We start from the raw sequence: 24,375 nt of genomic DNA, 5'->3' as shown, positions 1-24,375 counted from the left end.
AGTGATATTAACGTCACGGTAGCATATTTCAAATAATCATACAAATTTTAAACTTTAGTTTAATCATCAGGTTATACAGAGAGTGTAGAGCATGAATTGCAGTTGTTTCAGGAAGGGACAAACTTCAACATCTATGCTTAAACCTGACGGTGACTTTAACGGGTGGGCTAAACATGCCACAATACGCGCCACTTCGGCTTTTAATTACAACAAATCAGGATGTTAACCGCCCATGAAGGGTACCTGGAAAGCCGCGATTGCGCTACTGCTGTTACTGATTCTTCTGCCGCTCACGCTGTTGTTGACGTTGACGCATTGGGTGCCGACCTTGGCCGGGATCTGGCTCCCGGCGGGTACGCGAATCGCGCTCGATCAAAGTCCTCGAATCACCCGGAATGCGTTGCACATTCCCGCGTTGCGCTATCTGGTGGGCGACTGCCAGTTGGCGCAGGTAAACGACGCCGAACTGTCGCACCCGAGCCGCTGGCGGTTACACATCGGCGCACTCGATATCAATTCCGTTTGTCTGAGCAAACTCCCTGAAAGCACGCCGACGCCGGGCGCGCCGCGTAGCCTCGCCGAATGGCAATCGATGCTGCCTAACAGCTGGTTGACTATCGACCAGTTGCGTCTGTCGCCGTGGGAAAAATGGCAGGGCAAGCTGGCGGTATCATTGACGCCGTCAATGCAGGAACTGAGCTACAACGGCGATGCTGTCGATTTACAGGCCAACCTGAAAGGACAAAAGCTGACCGTCAAACGCTTTGAGGCGCAAGTGCAGGACGACAAGCCGCCGATTAAACTGGTGGGGGAGTTCACCCTGCCGCTGGTGCCTGATGGCCTGCCGGTCAACGGTCATGTGGTGTCCACCTTCCAGGTCCCCAATCCTTCTACCCTCGTCGATGCCGAACTCGAGTGGCGTGAGAATCAGGGCCAACTGCTGATGATGGAACGAGGAAATACGGAACCGTTGCTTGATGTGCCGTGGGAACTGACCCGTGAGCGTCTGACCATCAGTGATGGACGCTGGAACTGGCCGTGGCTGGAAGGCATTCCGCTGAGCGGCAGACTGGGCCTGAAGGTAGATAACTGGCAACAGGGGTTGGATAAAATGCTGATCAGCGGCCGCCTGAATGTGCTGACACACGGCGTGGCCGGGAAAGGTAACGCCGTGCTAACCATCGGGCCAGGCAGGCTCAGCATGGATAATAGCGCCATGCCGCTACAGCTCACCGGCGAAGCCAAATATGACAGTCTGGTGCTGTACGCTATTCTTCCGGCGCAACTCAGCGGCCCGCTGACTGACCCCAAACTCGGTTTTGAGCCCGGTTCGCTGCTGCGCTCTCGCGGACGTATTATTGACTCGCTAAACATTGATGAAATTCGCTGGCCGCTGGCGGGAGTGCATCTCAGTCGAGAGGGCGTAGATGGCCGACTTCAGGCAATTTTACGCGCGCACGAGCAAGAGATGGGCGATTTTTCATTACACCTCGATGGACAGGCCGACAACTTCCTGCCGGATACCGGCAGTTGGCGTTGGCGCTACTGGGGCGACGGGCATTTCACGCCGATGCAGGCGCGCTGGGATGTTAAAGGCGAAGGGGAATGGCGCGACAGCGCTATTGTGCTGAATAGCCTGTCGACTGGCTTCGACCAGCTAAAATACGGCACCATGACCGTGAACCAGCCACGGTTGGTGCTCGATCAACCGATTCACTGGGTTCGCAACGAACCGCATCCGTCGTTGACCGGGGCGCTGTCTTTGGATGCGGGTGAAACGCATTTCAGCGGCGGAAGCCTGTTACCCCCGTCAACGCTCAAATTTAGCGTTGACGGTCGGGATCCGACCTGGTTCCAGTTTAAAGGCGATCTGCGTGCTCACGCTATCGGCCCGGTGCGGGTCACCGGCCGCTGGGATGGTGAACGTCTGCGCGGGCAAGCCTGGTGGCCGAAACAGTCACTGACGGTGTTCCAGCCGCTGGTACCACCTGACTGGAAAATGAACCTGCGTGACGGGTCACTGTACGCCCAGGTGGCGTTTTCCGCCGCACCGGGACAGGGTTTTGAAGCCGGTGGGCACGGCGTACTGAAAGGTGGCAGCGCCTGGATGCCGGATAATCAGCTCAACGGTGTGGATTTTGCGTTGCCGTTTCGCTTTAGTGAGGGCGTGTGGCAATTGGGTACACGCGGCCCGGTATCGCTACGGATTGGCGAAATCGTCAATCAGGTGACGGCACAAAACTTTACCGCCGATTTGCAGGGCAGCTATCCGTGGAGCGAAAGCAATCCACTGTTGCTCAGCGACGTCAATGTGGACATTCTCGGCGGGAAACTGTCGATGCTGCAACTGCGGATGCCGCAGCACGATCCCGCCCTGCTGCGGGTACAAAACATCTCATCGAGCGAACTGATTAGCGCGGTGAATCCAAAGCAGTTCACAATGTCCGGCCCGGTGAGCGGGGCGCTACCGCTGTGGCTGGATAACGAGAAATGGATAATCAAAGACGGCTGGTTGATGAATCCCGGACCGATGACGCTGCGTCTGGACAAAGACACCGCCGATGCGGTGGTGGAAGACAATATGGTCGCCGGGGCCGCCATTAACTGGCTGCGGTACATGGAAATTTCCCGATCGTGGACCAAAATCAATCTCGATAATCTCGGCCTGCTTACGCTGCAATCCACCGTGACTGGCACCGGGCGGGTGGACGGCAAAAGCAGTACCGTCAATTTAAACTATACCCATCAAGAGAACGTGTTCGATCTCTGGCGCAGTTTGCGCTTTGGCGACAATCTTCAGGCATGGCTTGAGCAAAACGCGGTCCTTCCCGGCCCGGGCTGCCAGGCAGGCAAGGAATGTAAGGAGCAATAATGAAAGCAACAACCGCCATGCTGAGCGGACTGGCCGCCTTAACCCTCAGTGGCTGTACGCCGCGCATTGAGGTGGCGGCCCCGAAGGAGCCGATAACCATCAATATGAATGTCAAAATCGAACATGAGATCCACATCAAGGTCGATAAAGACGTTGAAGACCTTCTGAAATCGCGCAGCGATTTATTCTGAGGCCGCCGCGATGAAAAAATATGTGTTAATGGCCGTTCTGAGCCTGGGGTTGATCGGTCAAAGCGCGCAGGCGCTAACCCTGGATGAAGCCCGTGGTCAGGGGCGAGTGGGGGAAACTCTGACCGGTTATCTGGCACCGATAACCCAGGATAAAGACACGCTGGCATTGGTGAAGAAAATCAACAATGCCCGCAGCGAAAGCTATCAGCAGCTGGCAGACAGCAATAATTTACCGGTCGATGAAGTGGCGAAAATGGCCGGACAGAAGCTGGTGGCGCGTGCGCTGCCGGGCGAGTATGTGAAGGGCCTGAACGGGAAGTGGCTGAAGAAATAATTAGCGGTGACGTTTGCGGTATTCCCCCGGTGAGATGCCAAACCGCTGGCGAAATGCGGTCGAGAAATGGCTGTGATCGGTAAAGCCCCAGCTGAAGCCGATCCCCGCCAGCTTTTCGTCATCAGCCGCACTACGCAGTTCGCGGGCGCAGAGATCGAGCCGACGATTTTTGATGTATTGCGCCACGACCAGACCTTTATCAGCAAACATGCGGTACAAGCTTCTTACCGACATTCCCGTTTCATTTGCCAGCCATTCCGGACGCAGCATTTCTGACTGGAGATGGCTTTCAATCAGCTGTATCACTTTCTCAAACTGACGGTCACGCCGCGAGGGTTGCACGTCCTGCTGCTGCAACACCGGGCGCAACAGGCACACAATGGCTTCCAGCGCCGCCTCGCTTTCGCTGCCAGACAATTCATGATTACTCATGCTTTCCTGCAACAATCGGTGGCTCATCTGCACCATGGGCAGGTTTTTGCTCAAGCGCTGCACGCAATGCGCCTCGCCAACGCGGAGCTGCTGCTCGAGCAAACTTCTGGGCAACAGGAGCGAAATCTGGCGTGAGGGTTGCTGCCAGACGAGAGAGCAAGGACGCGACGCATCGACCAGGGTTATGTCACCTGGCTGGATAACCGTCTGGCGGTTGTTTTGCTCAATAGTCGCCAAGCCTTCCAGCTGAAAGACGGTGTAAAACCAGCTGTCGTTATGGTTCTTAATCTCATTTTTGGTGCGGTAGAGATTGACGTTGGCAGAGGTGACGGTGCTGAGTTTAAGCGCCCGGGTATATCCTGTTTCCAGATGCCCAAAGAATTCCCCCTCCAAGGGGCGCGCGGCAAAACTGCCACACTCCTGATTTACCTGGGCCAGCCATCGCTGGAACTGCTCATTGCCGGTCATCTGCGCCATATCCTGCCTCAGCCGTCTAAGTGCTATCACATTGTTGCATTTATGTTGCGTAAACAAGCGTCTGCTGGTGACTATACGAAAGAACTATCACCCGCGACAGGTGACAATCTGACTATTGTCACTGTTTGCGAGGGCTGTCACAGGCGACAAAGCGAATGACAGAGAGACCAAAACGGAACAGGCGGCGGGCTTCTACACTGGATGAAAGCGTAAAAGGTAATAAGGAGCTGATATGTCTGATTCACAGGTCGCGCTGCTTGAGAGCGTGCAACAATTTCTGGCGCGCCAGCACGGGCTTTATATTGACGGCGCACAGCAGGCGTCACAAAGCGACAAGCGTCTGACCGTCTGGGATCCGGCGACGGGCAAGGCCATCGCCAGCACGGCGGATGCAAACCGTGCGGACGTGGACGTGGCGGTGACATCCGCCTGGCGGGCGTTCGTGGACCGCCGCTGGGCCGGGCGGTTGCCCGCTGAACGCGAGCGAATCCTGCTGCGCTTTGCCGATTTGGTCGAAAAACATGGCGAAGAGCTGGCGCAGCTGGAAACCCTGGAACAGGGGAAATCGATCAACATTTCTCGGGCGTTTGAGGTGGCCTGTGCCCTGAACTGGATGCGCTACACCGCAGGGCTGGCGACCAAAATCACCGGCCAAACGCTGGATGTGTCGATTCCGCTTCCGGCGGGGGCACGCTATCAGGCGTGGACGCGTAAAGAGCCGGTCGGGGTAGTGGCAGGCATTGTGCCGTGGAACTTCCCGCTGATGATTGGCATGTGGAAAGTGATGCCCGCCCTGGCGGCAGGCTGCTCGATTGTTATCAAGCCATCTGAAACCACGCCGTTAACGCTGCTGAGGGTGGCGGAACTGGCTACCGAAGCGGGCGTCCCGGAAGGGGTATTTAATGTGGTGACCGGCAGCGGGGCGGAATGCGGCGCAGCGTTGACCTCGCATCCACAGGTGGCCAAAGTTAGCTTTACCGGGTCGACGGCCACCGGGAAACAGATTGCGCGTGCGGCGGCGGACAGACTCACCCGTGTTACGCTCGAGCTGGGCGGTAAAAATCCAGCGATTGTGTTGAAAGACGCAGATCCGCAGTGGGTCATTGAAGGCCTGATGATGGGGAGTTTTCTTAATCAGGGGCAGGTGTGCGCCGCCAGCTCGCGGATTTACATCGAAGCGCCGCTGTTTGATACCCTGATCACCGGCTTTGAGCAGGCAGTGAAATCGCTCAGCGTCGGGCCGGGGATGAGCGAAAGCGCGCAGATCAACGCCCTGGCCTCGCGTGCACACTGCGATAAAGTCGCCGCCTTCCTGCATGAAGCCGAACAGAATAACGCGGAGCTGATCGTCGGCAATGCCGGGCCAGCCGGGGAGGGATACTACGTGCGTCCAACCCTGGTGGTGAATCCTGATGCGCATCTGCGTCTGACCCGTGAAGAGGTATTTGGCCCGGTGGTGAACCTGGTGCGGGTGGCAGACGGCGATGAAGCGCTACGCCTGGCGAACGAAACTGAATACGGCCTGACAGCCAGCATCTGGACGCAAAACCTGTCGCAGGCGCTGAGCTACAGCGACAGGCTACAGGCGGGTACGGTATGGGTGAACAGCCATACGCTCATCGACCCGAATCTGCCGTTCGGCGGCATGAAACAGTCGGGAACCGGACGCGATTTCGGCCCGGACTGGCTCGACGGCTGGTGTGAAACCAAATCGGTGTGCGTGCGTTACTAGCCATAAGTTCAGCCCTCCCATCAGGGAGGGTGATAGCATCAGTACGCAGCCAGTTCGTGAAAAAAGGCGGGGTTAGACTGAATGACGGCCAGCACCTTCGCGGCAAGCACATTCTCCTTGTGCAGGTACATAGCACACTCATTTCGCGTACTATGCACACCTTGCACACCTTGCACACCTTAAAAAGGTACGGTTGGCGTCATTTCACGGAATACTATTCCCGCTGGTGTCGTTTTGCCGTTCTCAAGGTTGAACCTGCGCGCGTGCTCGTAATTCGCTCGCCGCTAGGGGTTGCGCGGGGAATACTTACCTGCTTTATGCTGGTACATCAATTTATCGGCATTGATAAAGGCGGTTTCCAGATTGTCCTGTTTTTGCATTTGATAGCAGCCCCAGGAAAAGGCGACCAGGTGACGAGTATCAATCAGCTGTAATTTATCGGTAATACGTTGTATGACTTCACTGGCTTTATTCTGGTTGGCATCAATCAGGATAATATTAAATTCATCGCCACCCGAACGAATCGCGTAATCACTTTTACGCAATGAGCTGGCGATGGCTGTGCTGAGTAATTTAATCGCTTCATCACCCATATGATGTCCGAGTGTATCGTTAATGCGCTTCAGCCCATCGCAGTCCACGGCGATGGTTGTCACGCTAATACGTTTCATTAACAGCTCGCGCAGCTTAGCGTCCAGTTGTGCGGTGAGGATTTTGCGATTAAACAGGCCGGTCAACGGATCGGTGACGTTGTCGCGGGCAAGCATCGCATGGCGTTTAAGCTGATAATTTGCATACTGGCAAAGCAGCAGGGTTGTAACAAAATACAGTGCAATCAGCCACAGTTGACTCAGCAGAAAAAAACGAATATCCAGATTCACATTCAGCGTGTAATACACAGTCATTGGTGTCTGATAATGCATGACGGGCAACAATGACCATGACGGCTGGTGGAATTGAATGATTTCTCCGCTGCGTTTGTCTTTTACATATATCGTCAACAATGACCACAAAATAGGATGTTCGGCGGTATAAAATGATGTCGCCAAATCGTCAATCGTAAAATCAGTAACAATCACCCCTTTTATTTTTCCGTCAGAATAGACAGGGTTAAGCGTGCTGATAATATTCTTATGAGTGTAAGTGTCTTTATAAATATGGGAAACAATATTATTCCCCTGCTGCAAATCGTTCAGTGCATGGCGGCCAATATTAAGCGAAATGGCGTGGGTATCGATAGTAATGGCGTCGCCGTCACGCTCCAGCCAGTTTTGAAAGCGAAAACGGCGGCTGTCGATCAGCCGATTGACATACACATAGTTTTTATCAAGATCGATATAATAGCGCAGGTTATCAAAGCCATAACCCGTGTAATTTGAAAAACTATAACGCGGAGAAGGACTGGCTTTGTCGTTAATGAGTGCCGCCAGTTCTGGTACATCGCGGGCCCAATGGGTGCAGTCAGGGTCACGGGTTTGCAGCGTGCCTGACAGCGCCGGGAACGTATGTCCGGTCAGGTTCAGGCCGTAAACATCGTTTACCTGTTCACTCTTTTGGCACACGCTGGCGAGATCGTTGACACCCGCCACCGGTGACACGGTGGCGGAAAACGCGGTTGAGAGCGCAAAGGCCATGCGCTGATTAATATGCTCTTCATGGAATAAGGCCGATTTGCCGTTTTCTGCAATGTACTCCATGTATTCCGTCAGGCTGTCGTATTCCCGATACAGCAGGCCGGAAAAGATGGCAGTGGTGAGAATGACAATTGCCAGAAGGGTGGCCTTCCGAATTTTATGTACCAAGATGACCTGACCCTTACTCAATTCTGTCCGCAGCTAAAGTATATCACTGCTAACAATATCATCCCTTATCAGTGCCTGCTCCGGCCAGGATCAAAAAAGGGGCCGTGGCCCCTTTGGCTGTTGAAGATTACTTTTTCGGTTCGCCAAGGGTCGGCGTTTCGTTGAAGAAGTTCCATGGTTTGAGTAAAGCATGTACCCATTCGGTAGGCATTATTGGCCACTCTTCAGCGCGGGCCACGTGGGTAGTGCCGGTGGTTATCCACACCACGTCATCGTGGTTATCAAGTGACTCGTTGTCTTTGCTGTACTGGCCTAAGCCCGTATCGTGCGTCGAACGGTTTGGGTATTTACCTTCCGGATAGCGCTCATCCGGCTTGTAGCGGGTAACCCAAATCTGTTTATCCATAAAGCTCAGTCGGTGGTAAATCCATTCGTCAGGCGCGAATTTCGCCCCGGTCGCCACCGGATGGGTGCCGCCTGCATACGGGATAATCTGATACGAAACCGGGTTGCCCATACGGTTTTCTTTGCGGGTGTTGCTCAGCAGGCGGATCGTGCCCGGGTCGAATTTCTGCGCGGCCTGCTGCTCGCTGTCAATATTGTACTGATCCAACTGCATAGTGCTGCTCCGCGGCCCCCCGGCGGTGTTCGGCTTCACGTCAGGATCCATCGCCACCAGACGGTTATTTTCGCCATCCACGTCCAGGTCGAGACGAAAGTTGTAAATATGCTGATGGGTGGTCCCGACGATGTTGTGATCGATAAGGGTGCCATATTGAGTGTCATCTTTGGCAGAAGGATCATGCATGGTTTTGGCCTGCACGCCTTTCACCGCTTCAATGCCGGTAGCCCCGGCATCAATGCCGATGGTGCCGTTTTCGTGGAACACCCAGTCAAAGATGTAGTCGTAATTACCGACGGTGCTTATCCAGCGGATAACCAGTTCGCGCCGCTCGGTGCTGACGTTCGGCTTACCCATTTCCTGATGCTTATATTCCGGCCCGGCATAGCGTTCAAACACCGCGATGGCGCGCGGAATGCCCATCGGTTTGCCGGTGTAGTCGGCGATGGTTTCATCCAGCAGCACGGCGTTGGACGGCGCATCTTTGCCACGGGCGATGGATGAGGTGAGGGTGCCCATGCCGTAATCGCCGGAGTCCAGATAGGCTTTAAAGTACCAGCCCACATCCGGGTCGCCGTAGGGCACAATCATCCCGCCAAGCGAACCTTCATACATGATTTTACGTTTGGTGCCGTTGTCGTTAAACGTCACGGTCGACAGAATCGGCCCGACGCGCGAATCAAGACGCAGGTGGAAATCCCAGTTCTGCCAGTGAACCATGTCCCCGGTGATAGTGTAATTTTTTCCTTCTGGCTCGGTGATCTCCAGCGGTTTAAGCTGTTTCGCCACCCGATCTCGGCCGTCGTATGGGCGTGGCGTCAACGGGACGGGGATCACCGGGCCTTCCTCAATTTTGATGATTTTCTTCTGCTCAAGATCAACCACCGCCACCAGGTTTTCAATCGGGTGCGCCCAGTAGTTGCCGTCACCTACGTCCAGATAGCTCACCACTTTCAGCAGGCGGTCTTCCTGTTTCAGGCCGTCTTTGCCATCGAAATAGCCGACGGTCAGCGGAGTGGTGATAACCTTGGTGCTATCAGTGATACCGTGCTTTTTCAGGACCTCGGCAAACGCTTTGCTGTCGTTAATCACGCTTTGCACAGTGGCAAAATCATCCAGCAGTACCATGCCGTGGGCGTCGTTAATCGACTGCCAGCGCAACACTTTTTTATTCTTTAAATCGACCTGGCTTTCAATCACCTGCTTGCCATCGAGCATCGTCACATTCGCGAGACGATCTTCATCCACGGCTTTGCCGCTTATCACGAAATCCCACACTTTGGCCTTCTCGGGCTCCGCGAGCGAAATCTGCGTAAAGCGGGTATTAGGTTTGAAATCCGGCGCGGCTTTGACTATTGCTACCGCGGCGTTAATTTCATCGGCGGTCAGGGCATTCAGCGGATGCGGTCGTTTTTCGACCTGGAAAGTCTGATCCAGCCCGGACTGAAACACGTCGTTGATAAAGGTGTCCGAAATCCAGGCTTTATTATCCTTCATCACCACCGGCACCGATAAGGTCAGGGGTTTACCGTTGACGATGGCGGTTTTAGCCCCCGGTTTCACCTTCACGAAGGCCCCGTCTTTGGCAATGGTGAACATCTGGGCGTAGTCATCCCACTGCACGTCGGCCCCGAAACCCTGCAACGCTTCGTCCATCGGCACCATATGGGCTTCACCGCCGTGGGCGAAGACGGGAATTTGCCAACTGCACATCAGCGCGACTGCCAGGGCCAGCGCCGTTTTACGGGCGGAAAATGGAGAGTGACTTCCCATTGTTACCTCGTCTGAATGTTGTTGTGTTGTTTGTATTTTTAGGTGTTGTGTTTATTTCCGACATGCTCACCCTAACAGCGGGCAGACGCACGGTGTTTGTCTGCTCCTGCCAGATGTTTTGTCAGATTTGCCAGATTACGGAATGAGGTTGCAGGCCCGGCACGCGACACGCCGCCGGGCTGCGGGGAAGGTTAAAAATCGCCGTGCTGACGTGCGACCAGCGTCAGAATGGAGTACAGCGCCACCGGCTGTTGATGCTGGTTAAACACCTCAACCGCCCATTCCACCACCCCGGTCGGTTTATCCTCGGCGGTCTTCTGGCGCTTAATGGTTTTACGCTTCACGGTCAGGCGCACCTGAATCGTATCGCCCGGTTTCACCGGTTCGATAAAGCGCAGGTTTTCCATGCCGTAGTTGGCGATGACCGGGCCAACGCCCGCGTCGACAAACAGGCCCGCCGCGGCAGAAATCACGAAATAACCGTGAACCACCCGTTCGCCAAACATCGACTCCGCCGCGCCGATTTTGTCCATATGGGCGTAGAAATGATCGCCGCTCAGGCAGGCAAAATTGACGATATCCGCTTCGGTCATCGTTCGGCGCGGGGTTAACAGGCTGTCGCCTGGCTGGAGTTCTTCAAAATATTTGCGGAATGGATGGACGCGGTCTTCCTGCACCTGTGCGCCGCGAACCCACTGTTTGCTCACGCTGGCGAGCATCGTCGGGCTACCCTGAATGGCGGTGCGTTGCAGGTAATGTTTAACCGCCCGCAGGCCGCCCAGCTCTTCGCCACCGCCCGCCCGACCTGGGCCGCCGTGAAGCAGTTGCGGCAGCGGCGAACCGTGACCGGTCGACTCTTTCGATGACTCTTCGTTGAGAATTTGAATACGACCGTGTGCCCGGGCGGCACCCAGAATAAATTCACGTGCGAGGCTCGGATCGGCGGTGACCAGCGTTCCCGCCAGGCTCCCCTGACCGGCGCGGGCCAGGCGCATGGCGTGCTCCCGACTCTGATACGGCATCAGGGTGGCGACCGGACCGAAGGCTTCAATGGCATGTACCGCCGGGCTTTCGTCTGGCTGCGGGCAGAACAGCAGCGTCGGCGGGAAGAAGGCCCCGGCGGCCTGCATATCGGCTTTGCCGCCGAGACGCACTTCGCAGCCCGCGGCGACCAGCGCGTTCACTTTTTCCTGCACATCGGCACGCTGTTCAGCATTGACCAGCGCGCCCATTTTCACGCCTTCCAGGGCCGGATCGCCAACTTTAACCCCCTGCAAACGGAAAATCAGCGCCTCGCTCACCGCCTGGATTTGCGCCTGTGGCACGATAATCCGGCGGATGGCGGTACATTTTTGCCCGGCTTTGGCGGTCATCTCGCGCACCACTTCGCGGATAAACAGTGCGAACTCCGGGTGCTCCGGGCTGACATCGTCGCCAAGCACACAGCAGTTCAGGGAGTCCGCTTCCATGGTAAAGGGAATCGAGTTTTTGACGATGTTCGGGTGAACTCGCAGCGATTGCCCGGTTTGGGCCGATCCGGTAAAGGTCACCACATCCTGGAAATCGAGCTGGTCAAGCAGATCGCCCGCACCGCCGCAGAGAAGGCTTATCGCGCCGTCAGGCACCAGGCCGCTGTCGACAATGGCTTTGACCATCGCCTGCGTCACCTGAGCGCTGGCGGTAGCCGGTTTTACGATCGCAGGCATTCCGGCAAGCCAGGTGGGAGCCAGTTTTTCGAGCATTCCCCAGCACGGGAAGTTGAACGCATTAATGTGTACCGCGACGCCGGATTTGGCGGTCAGCACGTGGCGGGCGGCAAAACCGCCGTTTTTCGACAGCGGGATCAGTTCATCCTCCGGCCACAGCACATCGTCAGGCAGTTCGCGTGCGCCAAGGCCTGCGTAGGTAAACAGGGTGCCAATCCCGCCTTCGATATCGACCCAGCTATCGGCGCGGGTGGCCCCGGTTTGTGCAGAGAGAGCATAGAAGGTCTCTTTCTGTTCCAGTAAATGTTTCGCCACCGCTTTCAGCATCGCGGCACGTTCGACAAAAGTCATTTTGCCCAGCGCTTCACCGCCGTGTGCAATCGCGTAGCGGCGGGCCTCGGCCAAATCCAGCCCCTCACTGGTGACTTCCCAAAGTGCTTCACCGCTAATCGCATGATGGATAGTTCGCGACCGGCCCCGGCCAAACTGCCAGCTGCCGGATAAGAAACTGGTTAACTGCTGCATAGTGTCTCTCCGTAAATGTTACGTCATTTCGTTATACATAGTTTGATTATGAATCATAAAAATCAATGCCGAATTTAATAATTTGTTAACAATGAGATCTCAGATGGAGAAGGTGCGAACGCCAATTCATTGTTTAAAATGGATAATCTTATTTAACCTGCGACAGGCATCACAGAATACACAAACCATTCTTGGGGTTTTGATTAACCATTATGTAACTTCTCATAAACAACGTGATTCATGTTAATGCTGTATTTGAATCAAAACGGAATCATAAAGGTGACAATGTGACTGAAGAACAACGCTTTGAAGCGCGCATCGCCGAAGAGACGGCCATCGAGCCGCAGGACTGGATGCCCGAGGCGTATCGCAAAACCCTGATCCGCCAGATTGGGCAGCACGCCCACTCAGAGATTGTCGGCATGTTGCCCGAAGGCAACTGGATAACCCGTGCGCCGACGCTGCGCCGTAAGGCGATCCTGCTGGCGAAAGTGCAGGACGAAGCGGGGCACGGGCTGTATCTCTACAGCGCCGCCGAAACGCTCGGCTGCGCCCGGGAAGACATCTACCAGAAGATGCTCGACGGACGCATGAAGTATTCCTCCATCTTTAACTACCCGACGCTGAACTGGGCGGATATCGGGGTGATCGGCTGGCTGGTCGACGGGGCCGCCATCGTCAACCAGGTGGCGCTGTGCCGTACCTCTTACGGGCCCTATGCCCGGGCAATGGTGAAAATCTGTAAGGAAGAGAGTTTTCATCAGCGCCAGGGATTTGAAGCCTGTATGGCGCTGGCGAACGGCAGCGACGAGCAGCGTGCGATGTTGCAGGACGCGATCAACCGTTTCTGGTGGCCCGCGCTGATGATGTTCGGCCCGAACGACGATAGCTCACCGAACAGCGCGCAGAGTCTGGCGTGGAAAATCAAACGCTTCGGTAACGATGAACTGCGTCAGCGCTTCGTCGACAACACCGTCCCGCAGGTGGAAATGCTCGGCATGACCGTGCCCGATCCTGATCTGACGCTCGACGAAACCACCGGGCAGTACCGTTTCGGCGAAATTGACTGGCACGAATTTAACGAAGTGATAAACGGGCGCGGGATCTGTAACCACGAACGTCTGGCCGCCAAGCGTAAAGCCTGGGAAGAGGGCGCGTGGGTGCGGGAAGCCGCGCTGGCGCATGCTGAAAAACAACAGGCCCGTAAGGTGGCATAAGGAGAACAACGATGAGCAATGTTTACTGGCCGTTATATGAAGTGTTCGTTCGCAGCAAACAGGGGTTATCGCATCGTCACGTCGGCAGTCTGCACGCCGCCGATGAGCGCATGGCGCTGGAAAACGCCCGCGATGCTTACACCCGTCGCAGCGAAGGTTGTTCAATCTGGGTAGTGAAAGCCAGCGAAATCGTGGCTTCGCAACCGGAAGAACGCGGTGAATTTTTCGATCCCGCGGACAGCAAAATCTATCGCCATCCAACGTTTTACTCCCTGCCAGACGGCATTGAGCACATGTGAGGTTGCCATGAATAATCACTCTCCTGTGGCGACCTATGCTTTGCGCCTTGGTGATAACTGCCTGGTGCTGGCACAGCGACTTTCCGCCTGGTGTGGCCATGCGCCGGAGCTGGAAATCGATCTGGCGCTGGCTAACATCGGCCTCGACTTAATGGGCCAGGCGCGCAACTTCCTGAGCTATGCCGCTGAACTTCAGGGCCAGGGCGATGAAGACACGCTGGCCTTCGGGCGCGATGAACGCCAGTTCCGCAATGTACTGCTGGTCGAACAGCCGAACGGTAATTTTGCCGACACCCTGGCGCGGCAGGTGTTTATTGACGCCTGGCACGTGGCGCTGTTCAGTCGTCTGATGAACAGCCAAGACGCGCAGATTGCGGCCATCGCTGCCAAAGCGATTAAAGAAGCCCGTTATCACCTGCGTTTCAGCCGCGGTTGGGTCGAGCGTCTGGGCGGTGGCACAGCGTTATCCGCCGCGCGGATGCAGGCCGCAGTCGACAATCTGTGGCGCTTTACCGCCGAGCTGTTCGAGGCGGATGCCCTGGATATCGAACTGATTGCGCAGGGCATAGCCGTTGATCCCTGTGAACTGAAAACCGAGTGGCTGGCAGAGATTTCCACGGTATTGACTGCCGCCGAGCTGAATATTCCTCAGGAACAGCCGTACCGTACCGGCGGGAAACAGGGGCTGCATACCGAACATCTGGGGCCGATGCTGGCAGAAATGCAGTATCTGCAGCGCGCCTATCCCGGTCAGCAGTGGTAACGGAGGTCGCTATGCAACGTCTGGCCAGTATCGCTCCCGCCGAAGTGCATCAGATTTGGGCGCTGTTAAGTCAGATCCCAGACCCGGAAGTGCCGGTGTTAACCATTACCGATTTGGGAATGGTACGCAGCGTCACTCCGCAGGGTGAGGGCTGGGTAGTGGGATTCACACCGACCTATTCCGGCTGCCCGGCGACGGAACATCTGCTGGGTGAGATCCGCACGGTGATGACCGCGCAGGGCTTTACCCCGGTGCATATCGTCCTGCAACTCGACCCGCCGTGGACCACGGACTGGATGACGCCGGACGCCCGCGAACGCTTGCGACAGTATGGCATCAGCCCGCCACAGGCCCACGCCTGCCAGGCGGGAATGCCGACCGATGTGGCCTGTCCCCGTTGCGCCAGCACCCACACCACGATGATCAGTGAATTTGGTTCTACGGCCTGCAAAGCGCTATACCGCTGCGACAGCTGCCGGGAACCCTTTGATTACTTTAAATGTATCTGAGGTTGCCATGACCACGTTTCATTCGCTCACGGTGGCAAAAGTCGAACCCGAAACCCGCGATGCGGTGACCATTACGTTCGCTGTGCCGCAGACGCTACATACCGCCTACGCTTTTCGCCCTGGTCAGCATCTGACCCTGAAAGCGCGTCTGGCGGGAGAAGAACTCCGTCGCTGTTACTCCATCTGTCGCCGGGCGGTGCCTGGCGAAATTAGCGTGGCGGTCAAAGCCATCGACGGAGGCCGTTTCTCGCGCTATGCCCGCGACGAAATCAAAGCGGGCATGAGCCTGGAAGTAATGGTGCCGCAGGGCAATTTCGGCTATCAGCCGCAGCCCGAAAGGTGCGGGCACTATCTGGCGATCGCCGCAGGCTCCGGCATCACCCCGATGCTGGCGATTGTCGAAAGTACGTTGCAGGCCGAACCGAACAGCGAATTTACCGTGATTTACGGCAACCGCAGCAGCCAGAGCATGATGTTCCGCTCGCTGCTGGCCGACCTGAAAGATACCTATCCGACGCGCCTACAGCTGCTGAGTATTTTCAGTCAGGAAACGCTGGACAGCGCGCTGCTGCACGGGCGGATCGACGGGGAGAAATTACAGGCGCTGTCACGGTCGCTGCTCAATTTCAGCCAGTTCGACGAAGCCTTTATCTGCGGCCCGGCGGCGATGATGGACGAAGCCGAAACCGCGCTGCTGTCACTGGGAATGGACAAAAACGCCATTCATCTGGAGCGCTTTAACACCCCGGGCAGTACCGTGCGCCACGCCTCCAGCGTGCAGGCCGACGGGCAGACGGTCACCCTGCGTCAGGATGGGCGTGACCGGGCGATTACGCTCTCGGCGGACGATGAGAGCATTCTCGACGCGGCGCTGCGTCAGGGGGCGGACCTGCCGTATGCCTGCAAAGGCGGGGTGTGTGCCACCTGCAAATGCAAAGTGCTGCGCGGGGAAGTGTCGATGGCGACCAACTACAGCCTCGAGCCGGATGAACTGGCGGCTGGCTATGTCCTGAGCTGTCAGTCGCTGCCGCTAACCGCCGACGTGATAGTCGATTTTGATGCGAAGGGGATGAAATGAGCGAACTGCTGATTAACCGTCACGATCGTGTCCTGCTGCTGACGCTCAATCGTCCGCAGGCGCGTAATGCCTTAAACAATGGGCTGTTGACGCAGCTAGCCGATGCGCTCGATGCCGCGCAGCAGGACAGCAGCGTCGGAGCGGTGGTCGTGACCGGCAGCGAGCGGGTGTTTGCCGCCGGGGCCGATTTACAGGAGATGGCCCAGAAGGATTTAGCCGCCACGTTGAACGACATTCGCCCCCGCATCTGGGCGCGAATCGAGGCCTTTAGCAAACCGCTGATCGCCGCCGTCAATGGCTACGCGCTCGGCGCAGGCTGCGAACTCGGGTTGCTGTGTGATGTGGTGGTAGCGGGCGATAACGCTGCATTTGGCCTGCCGGAAATTACCCTCGGCATGATACCCGGCGCGGGCGGCACTCAGCGCCTGATCCGCTGCGTAGGCAAATCACTGGCGACGCAAATGGTGCTCACCGGACGCAGCATTAACGCCCAGCGTGCGCAGCAGGCCGGGCTGGTCAGCGAAGTGCATCCTGTCGGCCTGACCGTCGAGTACGCTCTCGGCTTAGCGGCGACGATGGCGAAGCACGCTCCGCTGGCGTTACAGGCGGCGAAGCAAGCCCTGCGCCAGTCGCAGGAGGTGTCGCTCAGCGCCGGTCTGGCTCAGGAACGCCAGCTCTTCTCGCTGCTCAGCGCCACTGACGATCGCCGCGAAGGCATCAACGCGTTTCTCGACAAACGCCAACCCGAATTTACAGGACGCTAACGATGGACGCCTTCATTCTCAGCCGCGTGGAACACGGGGTGATGACCCTGACGTTGAACCGCCCGGACCGACTGAACAGTTTTAACGATGTGATGCATCAGCAACTGGCCGAATGTCTGACCCAAGCCGAACGCGATGACACCATTCGCTGCCTGATGCTCACCGGAGCCGGGCGCGGGTTCTGTGCCGGGCAGGATTTGAACGACCGGAACGTTGACCCAAGCGGTCCAGCGCCGGATCTCGGCTATTCGGTCGACACCTTCTGGAATCCACTGGTGCGCCGTCTGGCGAAACTGCCGAAACCGGTTATCTGTGCGGTCAACGGCGTGGCGGCAGGCGCAGGAGCCACGCTGGCGCTGGGCTGTGACATTGTGATTGCCGCGCGATCGGCCAATTTCATGATGGCTTTCAGTAAGCTGGGGCTGATCCCGGACTGTGGCGGCACCTGGTTTTTACCGCGCGTAGCGGGTCGGGCCCGGGCAATGGCGCTGGCGATGCTCGGCGACAAACTGAGTGCTGAACAGGCCGAGCAGTGGGGCATGATTTGGCAGGTGGTGGACGACGCCCAGTTGAGCGATACCGCAGGCACGCTGGCTCGCCATCTGGCATCTCAACCGACGTTCGGTCTGGGGCTTATCAAGCAGGCAATTAACGCCGCGGAGAGCAACAGCCTGGATGCGCAGCTTGAGCTTGAGCGTGATTATCAGCGCATGGCCGGGCGCAGCGCCGATTACCGGGAAGGCGTCAGCGCCTTTCTCTCTAAACGTCCAGCCCAGTTCAGCGGGAAATAATCATGAGCCAACCGATTCAAACCGTGGCGGTAATAGGCAGCGGCACCATGGGCGCAGGCATTGCCGAAGTGGCCGCGATGGCCGGGCAGCAGGTGTTGTTGCACGATATTTCTGCCGAGGCGATGACCCGCGCCCTGGATGCGCTACGTCAGCGTCTTGAAGCCCGCGTGGCACGCGGCAAACTCAGTACAGATGCCTGCGAGCAGGGGCTGGCGCGAATAGTGGCGGTGACCGACCTCGCCGCGCTGGCCGCAGCCGATCTGGTGATTGAAGCCGCCGCCGAAAATTTGGAGATCAAAAAAGCGCTGTTCAGCCAACTGGCTGAGATCTGCCCGCCACAAACCCTGCTGACCAGCAACACGTCGTCGATTTCCATCACCGCGATTGCCGCAGGCGTGAAGCATCCGGAGCGCGTGGCCGGGCTGCATTTTTTCAACCCCGCCCCGGTGATGAAACTGGTAGAAGTGGTGAGTGGCGTTGTGACCTCTGACGAAGTGGTCACCCAGCTTAGCCAGTGCGTGCTGGCCTGGGGTAAACAGCCGGTGCATTGCCAGTCGACGCCGGGCTTCATCGTCAATCGCGTGGCGCGGCCTTTTTATGCCGAAGCCTGGCGCGCGCTGGAGGAGCAGGTGGCTGCCCCGGAAGCGATTGATACTGCGCTGCGTGAAGCGGGCGGCTTTCCGATGGGGCCGCTGGCGCTGACTGACCTGATTGGTCAGGACGTTAACTTTGCCGTGACGTGTTCCGTATTCAACGCCTTCTGGCAGGAGCGCCGTTTTCTGCCGTCGCTGATGCAGCAGGAGCTGGTGCTGGCCGGGCGCTTGGGTAAGAAAACCGGGCAGGGTGTTTATCCCTGGCCTACAGGTGCCGCCGAAGTGGCGTTCTACCCGGTGGTGCCTGCGCACCGTCAGGCGTCCATCGTGCAGAAAGAACGTGACGTTGTCACGCTTGATGATGTGCTGCTGATGGAAACTAACGGTGAAACCGCCCAGGCCGCGGCAACACGTCTACAGCGTCCGGTGGTGATGATGGACCGCAGCGAAGGCGCGGTGGTGGTGATTGCCATCGCTGCGGGTAATCGCCTGGAAGCCACTGAAAAAGCTATTTACTGGTTGCAGCAGCAGGGCAAAAAAGTGCTGCTGGTCGCCGATTATCCGGGACTGCTGGTATGGCGCACCGTGGCAATGTTAGTCAACGAAGCCCTGGACGCGCTGCAAAAAGGCGTCGCCAGCGAAGAGGATATCAACACCGCCATGCGTCTGGGCGTGAATTACCCACGCGGACCGTTAGCGTGGGGCGAACAGCTCGGCTGGCAGCGCGTGCTGGGCCTGCTGGAAACCCTGCAACGTCACTATGGCGAAGAACGTTATCGCCCCTGTTCCCTGCTGCGCCAGCGCGCGCTTCTGGAGAGTAGCTATGAGTCATAACGCCGCCTGGCATAACGCCCGGGTGATGTACCAGCGCGACACCTGCGCCCAGGCGCTGGGGATCGACATTATCGAGATGGACGAAGGTGTTGCGGTGCTGACCATGACCGTCACACCGCACATGCTCAATGGGCATCAAACCTGCCACGGCGGACAGTTGTTCTCGCTGGCGGATACCGCCTTTGCTTACGCCTGCAACAGTCAGGGGCTGGCGGCGGTGGCCTCGGCCTGCAACATCGACTTTCTGCGTCCGGGCTTTGCGGGGGACAAACTCACCGCCACCGCGCGAGTGAAGCATCAGGGCAAACTGACCGGCGTGTATGACATTGAAATCATTAACCAACAGCAAAAAACCGTTGCCCTGTTTCGCGGGAAATCTCACCGCATCGGCGGCAGTGTGACAGGAGAAGCCTGATGCGTGACGCATTTATCTGTGACGGGGTGAGAACGCCGATTGGCCGCTACGGTGGTGGACTGTCAGGCATCCGTGCCGACGACTTCGGCGCAGTGCCGTTGCGTGCGCTGCTGGACCGACATCCGCAGCTCGATGCCGAACGCATCGACGACGTGATTTTCGGCTGTGCCAACCAGGCCGGGGAAGACAACCGCAATGTGGCGCATATGTCGTCGCTACTGGCGGGGTTACCGCAGACGGTGTCCGGGACCACCATCAACCGTTTATGTGGTTCCGGGTTGGATGCGATTGGCTTTGCGGCGCGGGCCATCAAGGCGGGCGATGCCGATTTGCTGATTGCCGGGGGCGTGGAATCGATGTCGCGTGCGCCGTTTGTGATGGGCAAGGCCACCAGCCCGTTCCAGCGTCAGGCAGAGATGTTTGACACTACTCTCGGTTGGCGTTTTGTGAACCCGCTCATGCAGCAGCATTTTGGCACTGACAGCATGCCGGAAACGGCGGAGAATGTAGCTGAATTGTTAAAAATAAGCCGTGCCGATCAGGATGCCTTCGCCTGGCGTAGCCAGCAGCGTACCGCGACAGCCCAGCAGAACGGCATTCTGGCGCAGGAAATCGTGCCGGTGCGCGTGAAAGGCAAAAAGGGCACGGTGACCGAAGTGACGCAGGATGAGCATCCGCGTGCCGACACCACCCTCGAACAGCTTGCGGCCCTGAAAGCGCCGTTTCGCGCCAACGGGGTGATCACTGCCGGAAACGCGTCGGGGGTCAACGATGGGGCCGCCGCGCTGTTTATCGCCAGCGCTGAGAGGGCTGCGCAACAAGGCTTAACACCGCGCGCCCGGATTGTGGCGATGGCGACCGCTGGCGTGGAGCCGCGTCTGATGGGGCTTGGCCCGGTGCCCGCCGTCCGAAAAGTATTAGAGCGTGCGGGTCTGTGCATCAACGATATGGACGTCATCGAGCTGAATGAGGCGTTTGCCGCCCAGGCGCTCGGTGTCCTGAGACAGATGGGGCTCCCGGACGATGCCCCGCATGTTAACCCCAACGGCGGGGCCATCGCCTTAGGCCATCCGTTGGGCATGAGTGGTGCCCGACTGGCGCTGGCTGCCAGCAATGAACTGCACCGTCGCGGGGGACGTTACGCCCTGTGCACGATGTGTATCGGTGTGGGTCAGGGCATTGCCATGATCCTGGAGCGCGTGTGAGCTGATTAACCTGCGAGTACCCTACAATGACAACAACAAAACTTGATCCGATTGAAACCGCATCCGTTGACGAACTGCAGGCTTTACAGACTGAACGTCTGAAGTGGACGCTGAATCATGCTTACAACAATGTGCCGATGTACCGCCGCAAATTTGACGCGGCGGGGGTTCACCCTGACGATTTCAAGGAACTGAACGATATCCGCAAGTTCCCGTGCACCACCAAACAGGATCTCCGCGATAACTATCCGTTCGACACCTTCGCGGTGCCGATGGAGCAGGTGGTGCGCATTCATGCTTCCTCCGGCACCACCGGAAAACCGACGGTGGTGGGCTACACGCAAACCGATATTGATAACTGGGCCAATATCGTCGCCCGTTCGCTGCGTGCCGCAGGCGGTAGCGCGAAAGATAAAATTCACGTGGCGTATGGTTACGGCCTGTTCACCGGTGGCCTGGGGGCGCACTACGGCGCTGAGCGTTTGGGGGCCACGGTAATTCCGATGTCCGGCGGTCAAACCGAAAAACAGGCGCAGCTGATCCGTGATTTCAAACCTGACATGATCATGGTCACGCCGTCGTACTGCCTGAATCTGATTGAAGAGATGGAACGCCAACTGGGCGGAGATGCCAGCGGCTGTAGCCTGCGCGTCGGCGTATTTGGTGCCGAGCCGTGGACCATGGCGATGCGCAAAGAAATTGAACGACGTCTGGGCATTACCGCGCTGGATATCTATGGCCTGTCTGAAGTGATGGGGCCGGGCGTGGCGATGGAGTGTCTGGAAACTGCCGATGGGCCGACCATTTGGGAAGACCATTTCTATCCGGAAATCGTCAATCCGAACGACGGTACGCCGCTCGACGACGGTCAGCAAGGTGAACTGCTGTTCACGACGCTCACTAAAGAAGCGTTGCCGGTGATTCGCTATCGCACCCGCGATTTAACCCGCCTTCTGCCGGGCACTGCCCGCACCATGCGTCGGATGGATCGCATCAGCGGACGTAGCGACGACATGCTGATCATCCGCGGTGTGAATGTCTTTCCGTCACAGCTTGAAGAAGAAATCGTCAAGTTCGAGCATCTGTCACCGCACTATCAGCTGGAAGTCAACCGTCGCGGGCATCTGGACTCGCTGTCGATCAAAGTTGAGCTGAAAGAAAGTAGCCTGATGCTGTCGCATGAGCAGCGCTGCCAGGTGTGCCATCAGTTGCGCCACCGCATCAAATCGATGGTTGGGATTTCTACCGACGTGACCATCGTCAACTGCGGCAGTATTCCACGCTCCGAAGGCAAAGCGTGTCGCGTGTTTGATCTGCGGAAACTGGCGGCCAATGGTTGAGCCGTTGATGCCCGGTGACGCAAGCTTACCGGGCCTACGCCGTGAGGTTTTGTAGGCCGGGCAACCATTCAGGTCGGGGTGGGGGTAAAACAATCTATGCTATGATTCACCAAGGACAAAAATCACAAAAGAATGAATCAGATGAGCAAACTTGATGCCTTTATCCAGCAGGCGGTAGCCGCCGTGCCGATCAGCGGAACGTCTTTAATTTCCTCTCTGTACGGAGATGCACTTTCCCATCGTGGCGGCGAAATCTGGCTGGGCAGCCTGACCGCATTGCTGGAAGGGCTTGGCTTCGGTGACCGCTTCGTGCGGACGTCACTTTTTCGACTCAACAAAGAGGGCTGGCTGGACGTGTCGCGTATCGGACGGCGCAGCTTTTACCGCCTGAGTGATAAAGGGTTGCGCCTGACGCGGCGGGCAGAAAGCAAAATTTATCGTGCTGAGCCGCCCGCCTGGGACGGCACCTGGCTGCTGTTACTTTCCGAAGGGCTGGATAAAAACACCCTGACCGATGTAAAAAAACAGCTTATCTGGCAGGGTTTCGGCACCTTAGCGCCGAGCCTGATGGCGTCCCCCTCCCAAAAACTGGCCGATGTGCAGGTGCTGCTGCATGAAGCGGGGGTGGCTGAGAACGTTATCTGTTTCGAGGCGCGTTCGCCGTTAGCCACATCGGTCAGCGCCCTGCGCGCCCGGGTGGAAGAGTGCTGGCAGCTCACCGAACAAAACCAGATGTATGAAAACTTCATTAATACCTTCAGACCGCTGCTGCCGCTGCTGAGAGACGCCTCGCCGGAGGAGTTAACGCCCGAGCGTTGTTTTGCTGTCCAGCTGCTGGCCATTCATCTTTATCGGCGGGTTATCCTCAAAGACCCGCTATTGCCGGAAGAACTGTTGCCCGCACACTGGGCCGGACAGGCTGCGCGCCAGCTGTGCATTAATATCTATCAGCGCGTTGCCGCAGGTGCGTTGGCGTGGGTCAGTGAAAAGGGCGAAACGTCGGTCGGCCCGCTGCCGCAGCCTGCGTCTCCGTTTTATCAGCGTTTCGGTGGTCTGAAACTACAATAAGGAGCCTGTATATGCCGATTTATCAGATTGATGGCTTAACGCCAGTGGTGCCGGAAGAGAGCTATGTCCATCCGACGGCGGTCCTGATTGGCGATGTTATTCTCGGTAAAGGTGTTTATGTCGGGCCTAACGCCAGCCTGCGTGGCGATTTTGGCCGCATCGTAATCAAAGACGGGGCCAATATTCAGGACAACTGCGTGATGCATGGCTTCCCGGAACAGGACACGGTGGTAGAAGAAGATGGCCACATTGGGCACAGCGCCATTTTGCACGGCTGTGTTATCCGCCGTAATGCGCTGGTCGGGATGAACGCCGTCGTCATGGATGGGGCGGTGATTGGTGAAAACAGCATTATCGGCGCGGCGGCCTTTGTAAAAGCGAGAGCGGAAATGCCCGCAGACTATTTGATTATTGGTAGCCCGGCGAAAGCGATTCGTGCGTTAAGTCCCGAAGAAAGGGAATGGAAAAAACGCGGCACACGGGAGTATCAGGTGCTGGTGGAGCGCTGCAAACTGACGATGCATCAGGTTGAACCGCTGCGAGAAGTGGAAGAAGGGCGGCAACGTCTGGAATTTGACGAAAATCTGCGACCAAAATCGGCGAAATAGTTCAGGTTAGCCCTCTCTGGTATCAGAGAGGGCTAAGACGGGTGCTGTCGGCTCCGTGCCCTACAGTCAGACGCGGGGGATGACCCCCCGCGTTAGTCAGTCACTTCCTCGATTCGTAAGCGAGAACCGCTCTGATTTCCATACCGCGCTCTTTGATGCTCAGCTCACATAACGTTTCGCGAACCATCAGCGTGAACCCCAGCACTGTGAAACACAGCACCACGATTGCCACCAGGGCATACTTTGTCAGCATGTTATTGCCTCCGTGCTAAGAAGGGACTAACATCCAACGTGCAAGGTTTGGGATGTTAGTCCCCCAGGTTGATAGAAATATCTCCTGGGGCTCCAACTTTCCAGCTCCGGCACGAACGACCTGTCCAATGCCTGAGCCAGAAAGCCTCAAGCACCCGCCGCCATTGTATGTT

22 protein-coding genes are annotated in these 24,375 nt (G+C 57.2%); 17 read left to right on the top strand and 5 right to left on the bottom strand.

Going from position 1 to position 24,375, the window contains the following annotated elements:
• Window positions 1-232: 232 nt before the first annotated feature.
• Genes SIK69_RS19595 through SIK69_RS19585 form a run of 3 tightly spaced genes read left to right on the top strand, consistent with a single transcriptional unit; the run spans window position 233 to window position 3,397 of the window.
• A complete protein-coding gene (locus SIK69_RS19595) occupies window positions 233-2,872 on the top strand; it encodes a YdbH family protein (protein WP_319786872.1) in 2,640 nt (879 codons plus the stop codon).
• Window positions 2,872-3,063 carry a YnbE family lipoprotein gene (locus SIK69_RS19590; protein WP_319630187.1) on the top strand — a complete coding sequence of 64 codons (192 nt, stop codon included), beginning with the start codon at window positions 2,872-2,874 and terminating at the stop codon, window positions 3,061-3,063. Before SIK69_RS19595 ends, SIK69_RS19590 begins: the two co-directional genes overlap by 1 nt.
• A 10-nt stretch (window positions 3,064-3,073) precedes the next feature.
• Window positions 3,074-3,397 carry a YdbL family probable chaperone protein gene (locus tag SIK69_RS19585; protein WP_319630188.1) on the top strand — a complete coding sequence of 108 codons (324 nt, stop codon included), beginning with the start codon at window positions 3,074-3,076 and terminating at the stop codon, window positions 3,395-3,397.
• Here the strand turns inward: SIK69_RS19585 and feaR are convergent, their stop codons facing one another.
• Window positions 3,398-4,306 (bottom strand): transcriptional regulator FeaR, encoded by a 909-nt coding sequence (feaR, locus tag SIK69_RS19580; protein ID WP_319786871.1) that lies wholly within the window; start codon window positions 4,304-4,306, stop codon window positions 3,398-3,400.
• Between the two features lie 232 nt (window positions 4,307-4,538).
• Between feaR and SIK69_RS19575 the strand changes: the two genes are divergently transcribed.
• The gene (locus SIK69_RS19575) at window positions 4,539-6,038 is read left to right on the top strand and encodes an aldehyde dehydrogenase family protein (protein ID WP_319786870.1); all 1,500 of its coding nucleotides are present in this window, start codon (window positions 4,539-4,541) and stop codon (window positions 6,036-6,038) included.
• 284 nt (window positions 6,039-6,322) lie between these two features.
• Here SIK69_RS19575 and dgcJ read toward each other — a convergent pair whose 3' ends face one another.
• From dgcJ to paaZ, 3 genes are all read right to left on the bottom strand, one after another.
• Window positions 6,323-7,840 (bottom strand): diguanylate cyclase DgcJ, encoded by a 1,518-nt coding sequence (gene dgcJ, locus SIK69_RS19570; protein WP_319786869.1) that lies wholly within the window; start codon window positions 7,838-7,840, stop codon window positions 6,323-6,325.
• A 127-nt stretch (window positions 7,841-7,967) separates the two neighbouring features.
• On the bottom strand, window positions 7,968-10,235 hold the full coding sequence (tynA, locus tag SIK69_RS19565; protein WP_319786868.1) for a primary-amine oxidase: 2,268 nt from the start codon (window positions 10,233-10,235) through the stop codon (window positions 7,968-7,970).
• Window positions 10,236-10,426: 191 nt separating this feature from the next.
• Window positions 10,427-12,466 (bottom strand): phenylacetic acid degradation bifunctional protein PaaZ, encoded by a 2,040-nt coding sequence (paaZ, locus tag SIK69_RS19560; protein WP_319786867.1) that lies wholly within the window; start codon window positions 12,464-12,466, stop codon window positions 10,427-10,429.
• A gap of 287 nt (window positions 12,467-12,753) precedes the next feature.
• Here paaZ and paaA point away from each other — a divergent pair, with 287 nt between their 5' ends.
• The 13 genes from paaA (at window position 12,754) to paaY (ending at window position 23,950) form a co-directional block, all read left to right on the top strand.
• Complete coding sequence (gene paaA / locus SIK69_RS19555; RefSeq protein ID WP_319786866.1) at window positions 12,754-13,683, top strand: 1,2-phenylacetyl-CoA epoxidase subunit PaaA; 930 nt, start codon at window positions 12,754-12,756, stop codon at window positions 13,681-13,683.
• An 11-nt stretch (window positions 13,684-13,694) separates the two neighbouring features.
• A complete protein-coding gene (paaB, locus tag SIK69_RS19550; RefSeq protein ID WP_319630195.1) occupies window positions 13,695-13,982 on the top strand; it encodes a 1,2-phenylacetyl-CoA epoxidase subunit PaaB in 288 nt (95 codons plus the stop codon).
• 7 nt (window positions 13,983-13,989) lie between these two features.
• The gene (paaC, locus tag SIK69_RS19545) at window positions 13,990-14,745 is read left to right on the top strand and encodes a 1,2-phenylacetyl-CoA epoxidase subunit PaaC (protein ID WP_319786865.1); all 756 of its coding nucleotides are present in this window, start codon (window positions 13,990-13,992) and stop codon (window positions 14,743-14,745) included.
• Window positions 14,746-14,756: 11 nt separating this feature from the next.
• Entirely contained in the window at window positions 14,757-15,254 is a 498-nt protein-coding gene (gene paaD / locus SIK69_RS19540) for a 1,2-phenylacetyl-CoA epoxidase subunit PaaD (RefSeq protein ID WP_319786864.1), read from the top strand.
• Between the two features lie 7 nt (window positions 15,255-15,261).
• Window positions 15,262-16,332 (top strand): 1,2-phenylacetyl-CoA epoxidase subunit PaaE, encoded by a 1,071-nt coding sequence (gene paaE, locus SIK69_RS19535; protein WP_319786863.1) that lies wholly within the window; start codon window positions 15,262-15,264, stop codon window positions 16,330-16,332.
• Window positions 16,329-17,096: a 2,3-dehydroadipyl-CoA hydratase PaaF gene (gene paaF, locus SIK69_RS19530; RefSeq protein ID WP_319630199.1), complete on the top strand. Its 768-nt coding sequence runs from the start codon at window positions 16,329-16,331 to the stop codon at window positions 17,094-17,096. The genes paaE and paaF overlap by 4 nt, the downstream gene beginning before the upstream one ends.
• A gap of 2 nt (window positions 17,097-17,098) precedes the next feature.
• Complete coding sequence (gene paaG, locus SIK69_RS19525; protein WP_319786862.1) at window positions 17,099-17,887, top strand: 2-(1,2-epoxy-1,2-dihydrophenyl)acetyl-CoA isomerase PaaG; 789 nt, start codon at window positions 17,099-17,101, stop codon at window positions 17,885-17,887.
• A 2-nt stretch (window positions 17,888-17,889) separates the two neighbouring features.
• Window positions 17,890-19,314 carry a 3-hydroxyacyl-CoA dehydrogenase PaaH gene (gene paaH, locus SIK69_RS19520; protein WP_319786861.1) on the top strand — a complete coding sequence of 475 codons (1,425 nt, stop codon included), beginning with the start codon at window positions 17,890-17,892 and terminating at the stop codon, window positions 19,312-19,314.
• Window positions 19,304-19,729 carry a hydroxyphenylacetyl-CoA thioesterase PaaI gene (gene paaI, locus SIK69_RS19515; RefSeq protein ID WP_319630202.1) on the top strand — a complete coding sequence of 142 codons (426 nt, stop codon included), beginning with the start codon at window positions 19,304-19,306 and terminating at the stop codon, window positions 19,727-19,729. Before paaH ends, paaI begins: the two co-directional genes overlap by 11 nt.
• Window positions 19,729-20,934 (top strand): 3-oxoadipyl-CoA thiolase, encoded by a 1,206-nt coding sequence (gene pcaF / locus SIK69_RS19510; RefSeq protein ID WP_319786860.1) that lies wholly within the window; start codon window positions 19,729-19,731, stop codon window positions 20,932-20,934. Before paaI ends, pcaF begins: the two co-directional genes overlap by 1 nt.
• Window positions 20,935-20,960: 26 nt before the next feature.
• Window positions 20,961-22,274, top strand: a complete 1,314-nt coding sequence (gene paaK / locus SIK69_RS19505) for a phenylacetate--CoA ligase PaaK (RefSeq protein WP_319786859.1) — start codon at window positions 20,961-20,963, stop codon at window positions 22,272-22,274.
• Between the two features lie 132 nt (window positions 22,275-22,406).
• Window positions 22,407-23,342 carry a phenylacetic acid degradation operon negative regulatory protein PaaX gene (gene paaX / locus SIK69_RS19500; protein WP_319786858.1) on the top strand — a complete coding sequence of 312 codons (936 nt, stop codon included), beginning with the start codon at window positions 22,407-22,409 and terminating at the stop codon, window positions 23,340-23,342.
• An 11-nt stretch (window positions 23,343-23,353) separates the two neighbouring features.
• On the top strand, window positions 23,354-23,950 hold the full coding sequence (gene paaY, locus SIK69_RS19495; RefSeq protein ID WP_319786857.1) for a phenylacetic acid degradation protein PaaY: 597 nt from the start codon (window positions 23,354-23,356) through the stop codon (window positions 23,948-23,950).
• A 100-nt stretch (window positions 23,951-24,050) separates the two neighbouring features.
• On the opposite strand, the gene SIK69_RS19490 is transcribed toward paaY, so the two are convergent.
• Window positions 24,051-24,203, bottom strand: coding sequence for a Hok/Gef family protein (locus tag SIK69_RS19490; RefSeq protein WP_319630207.1), 153 nt, complete (start codon window positions 24,201-24,203; stop codon window positions 24,051-24,053).
• Window positions 24,204-24,375 lie beyond the last annotated feature (172 nt).

This window comes from Scandinavium lactucae, from assembly GCF_033843265.1.
Lineage (GTDB): Bacteria > Pseudomonadota > Gammaproteobacteria > Enterobacterales > Enterobacteriaceae > Scandinavium > Scandinavium lactucae.
Note: the sequence above shows the minus strand (reverse complement) of the source record. Positions and strands in the feature narration are given on the sequence as shown.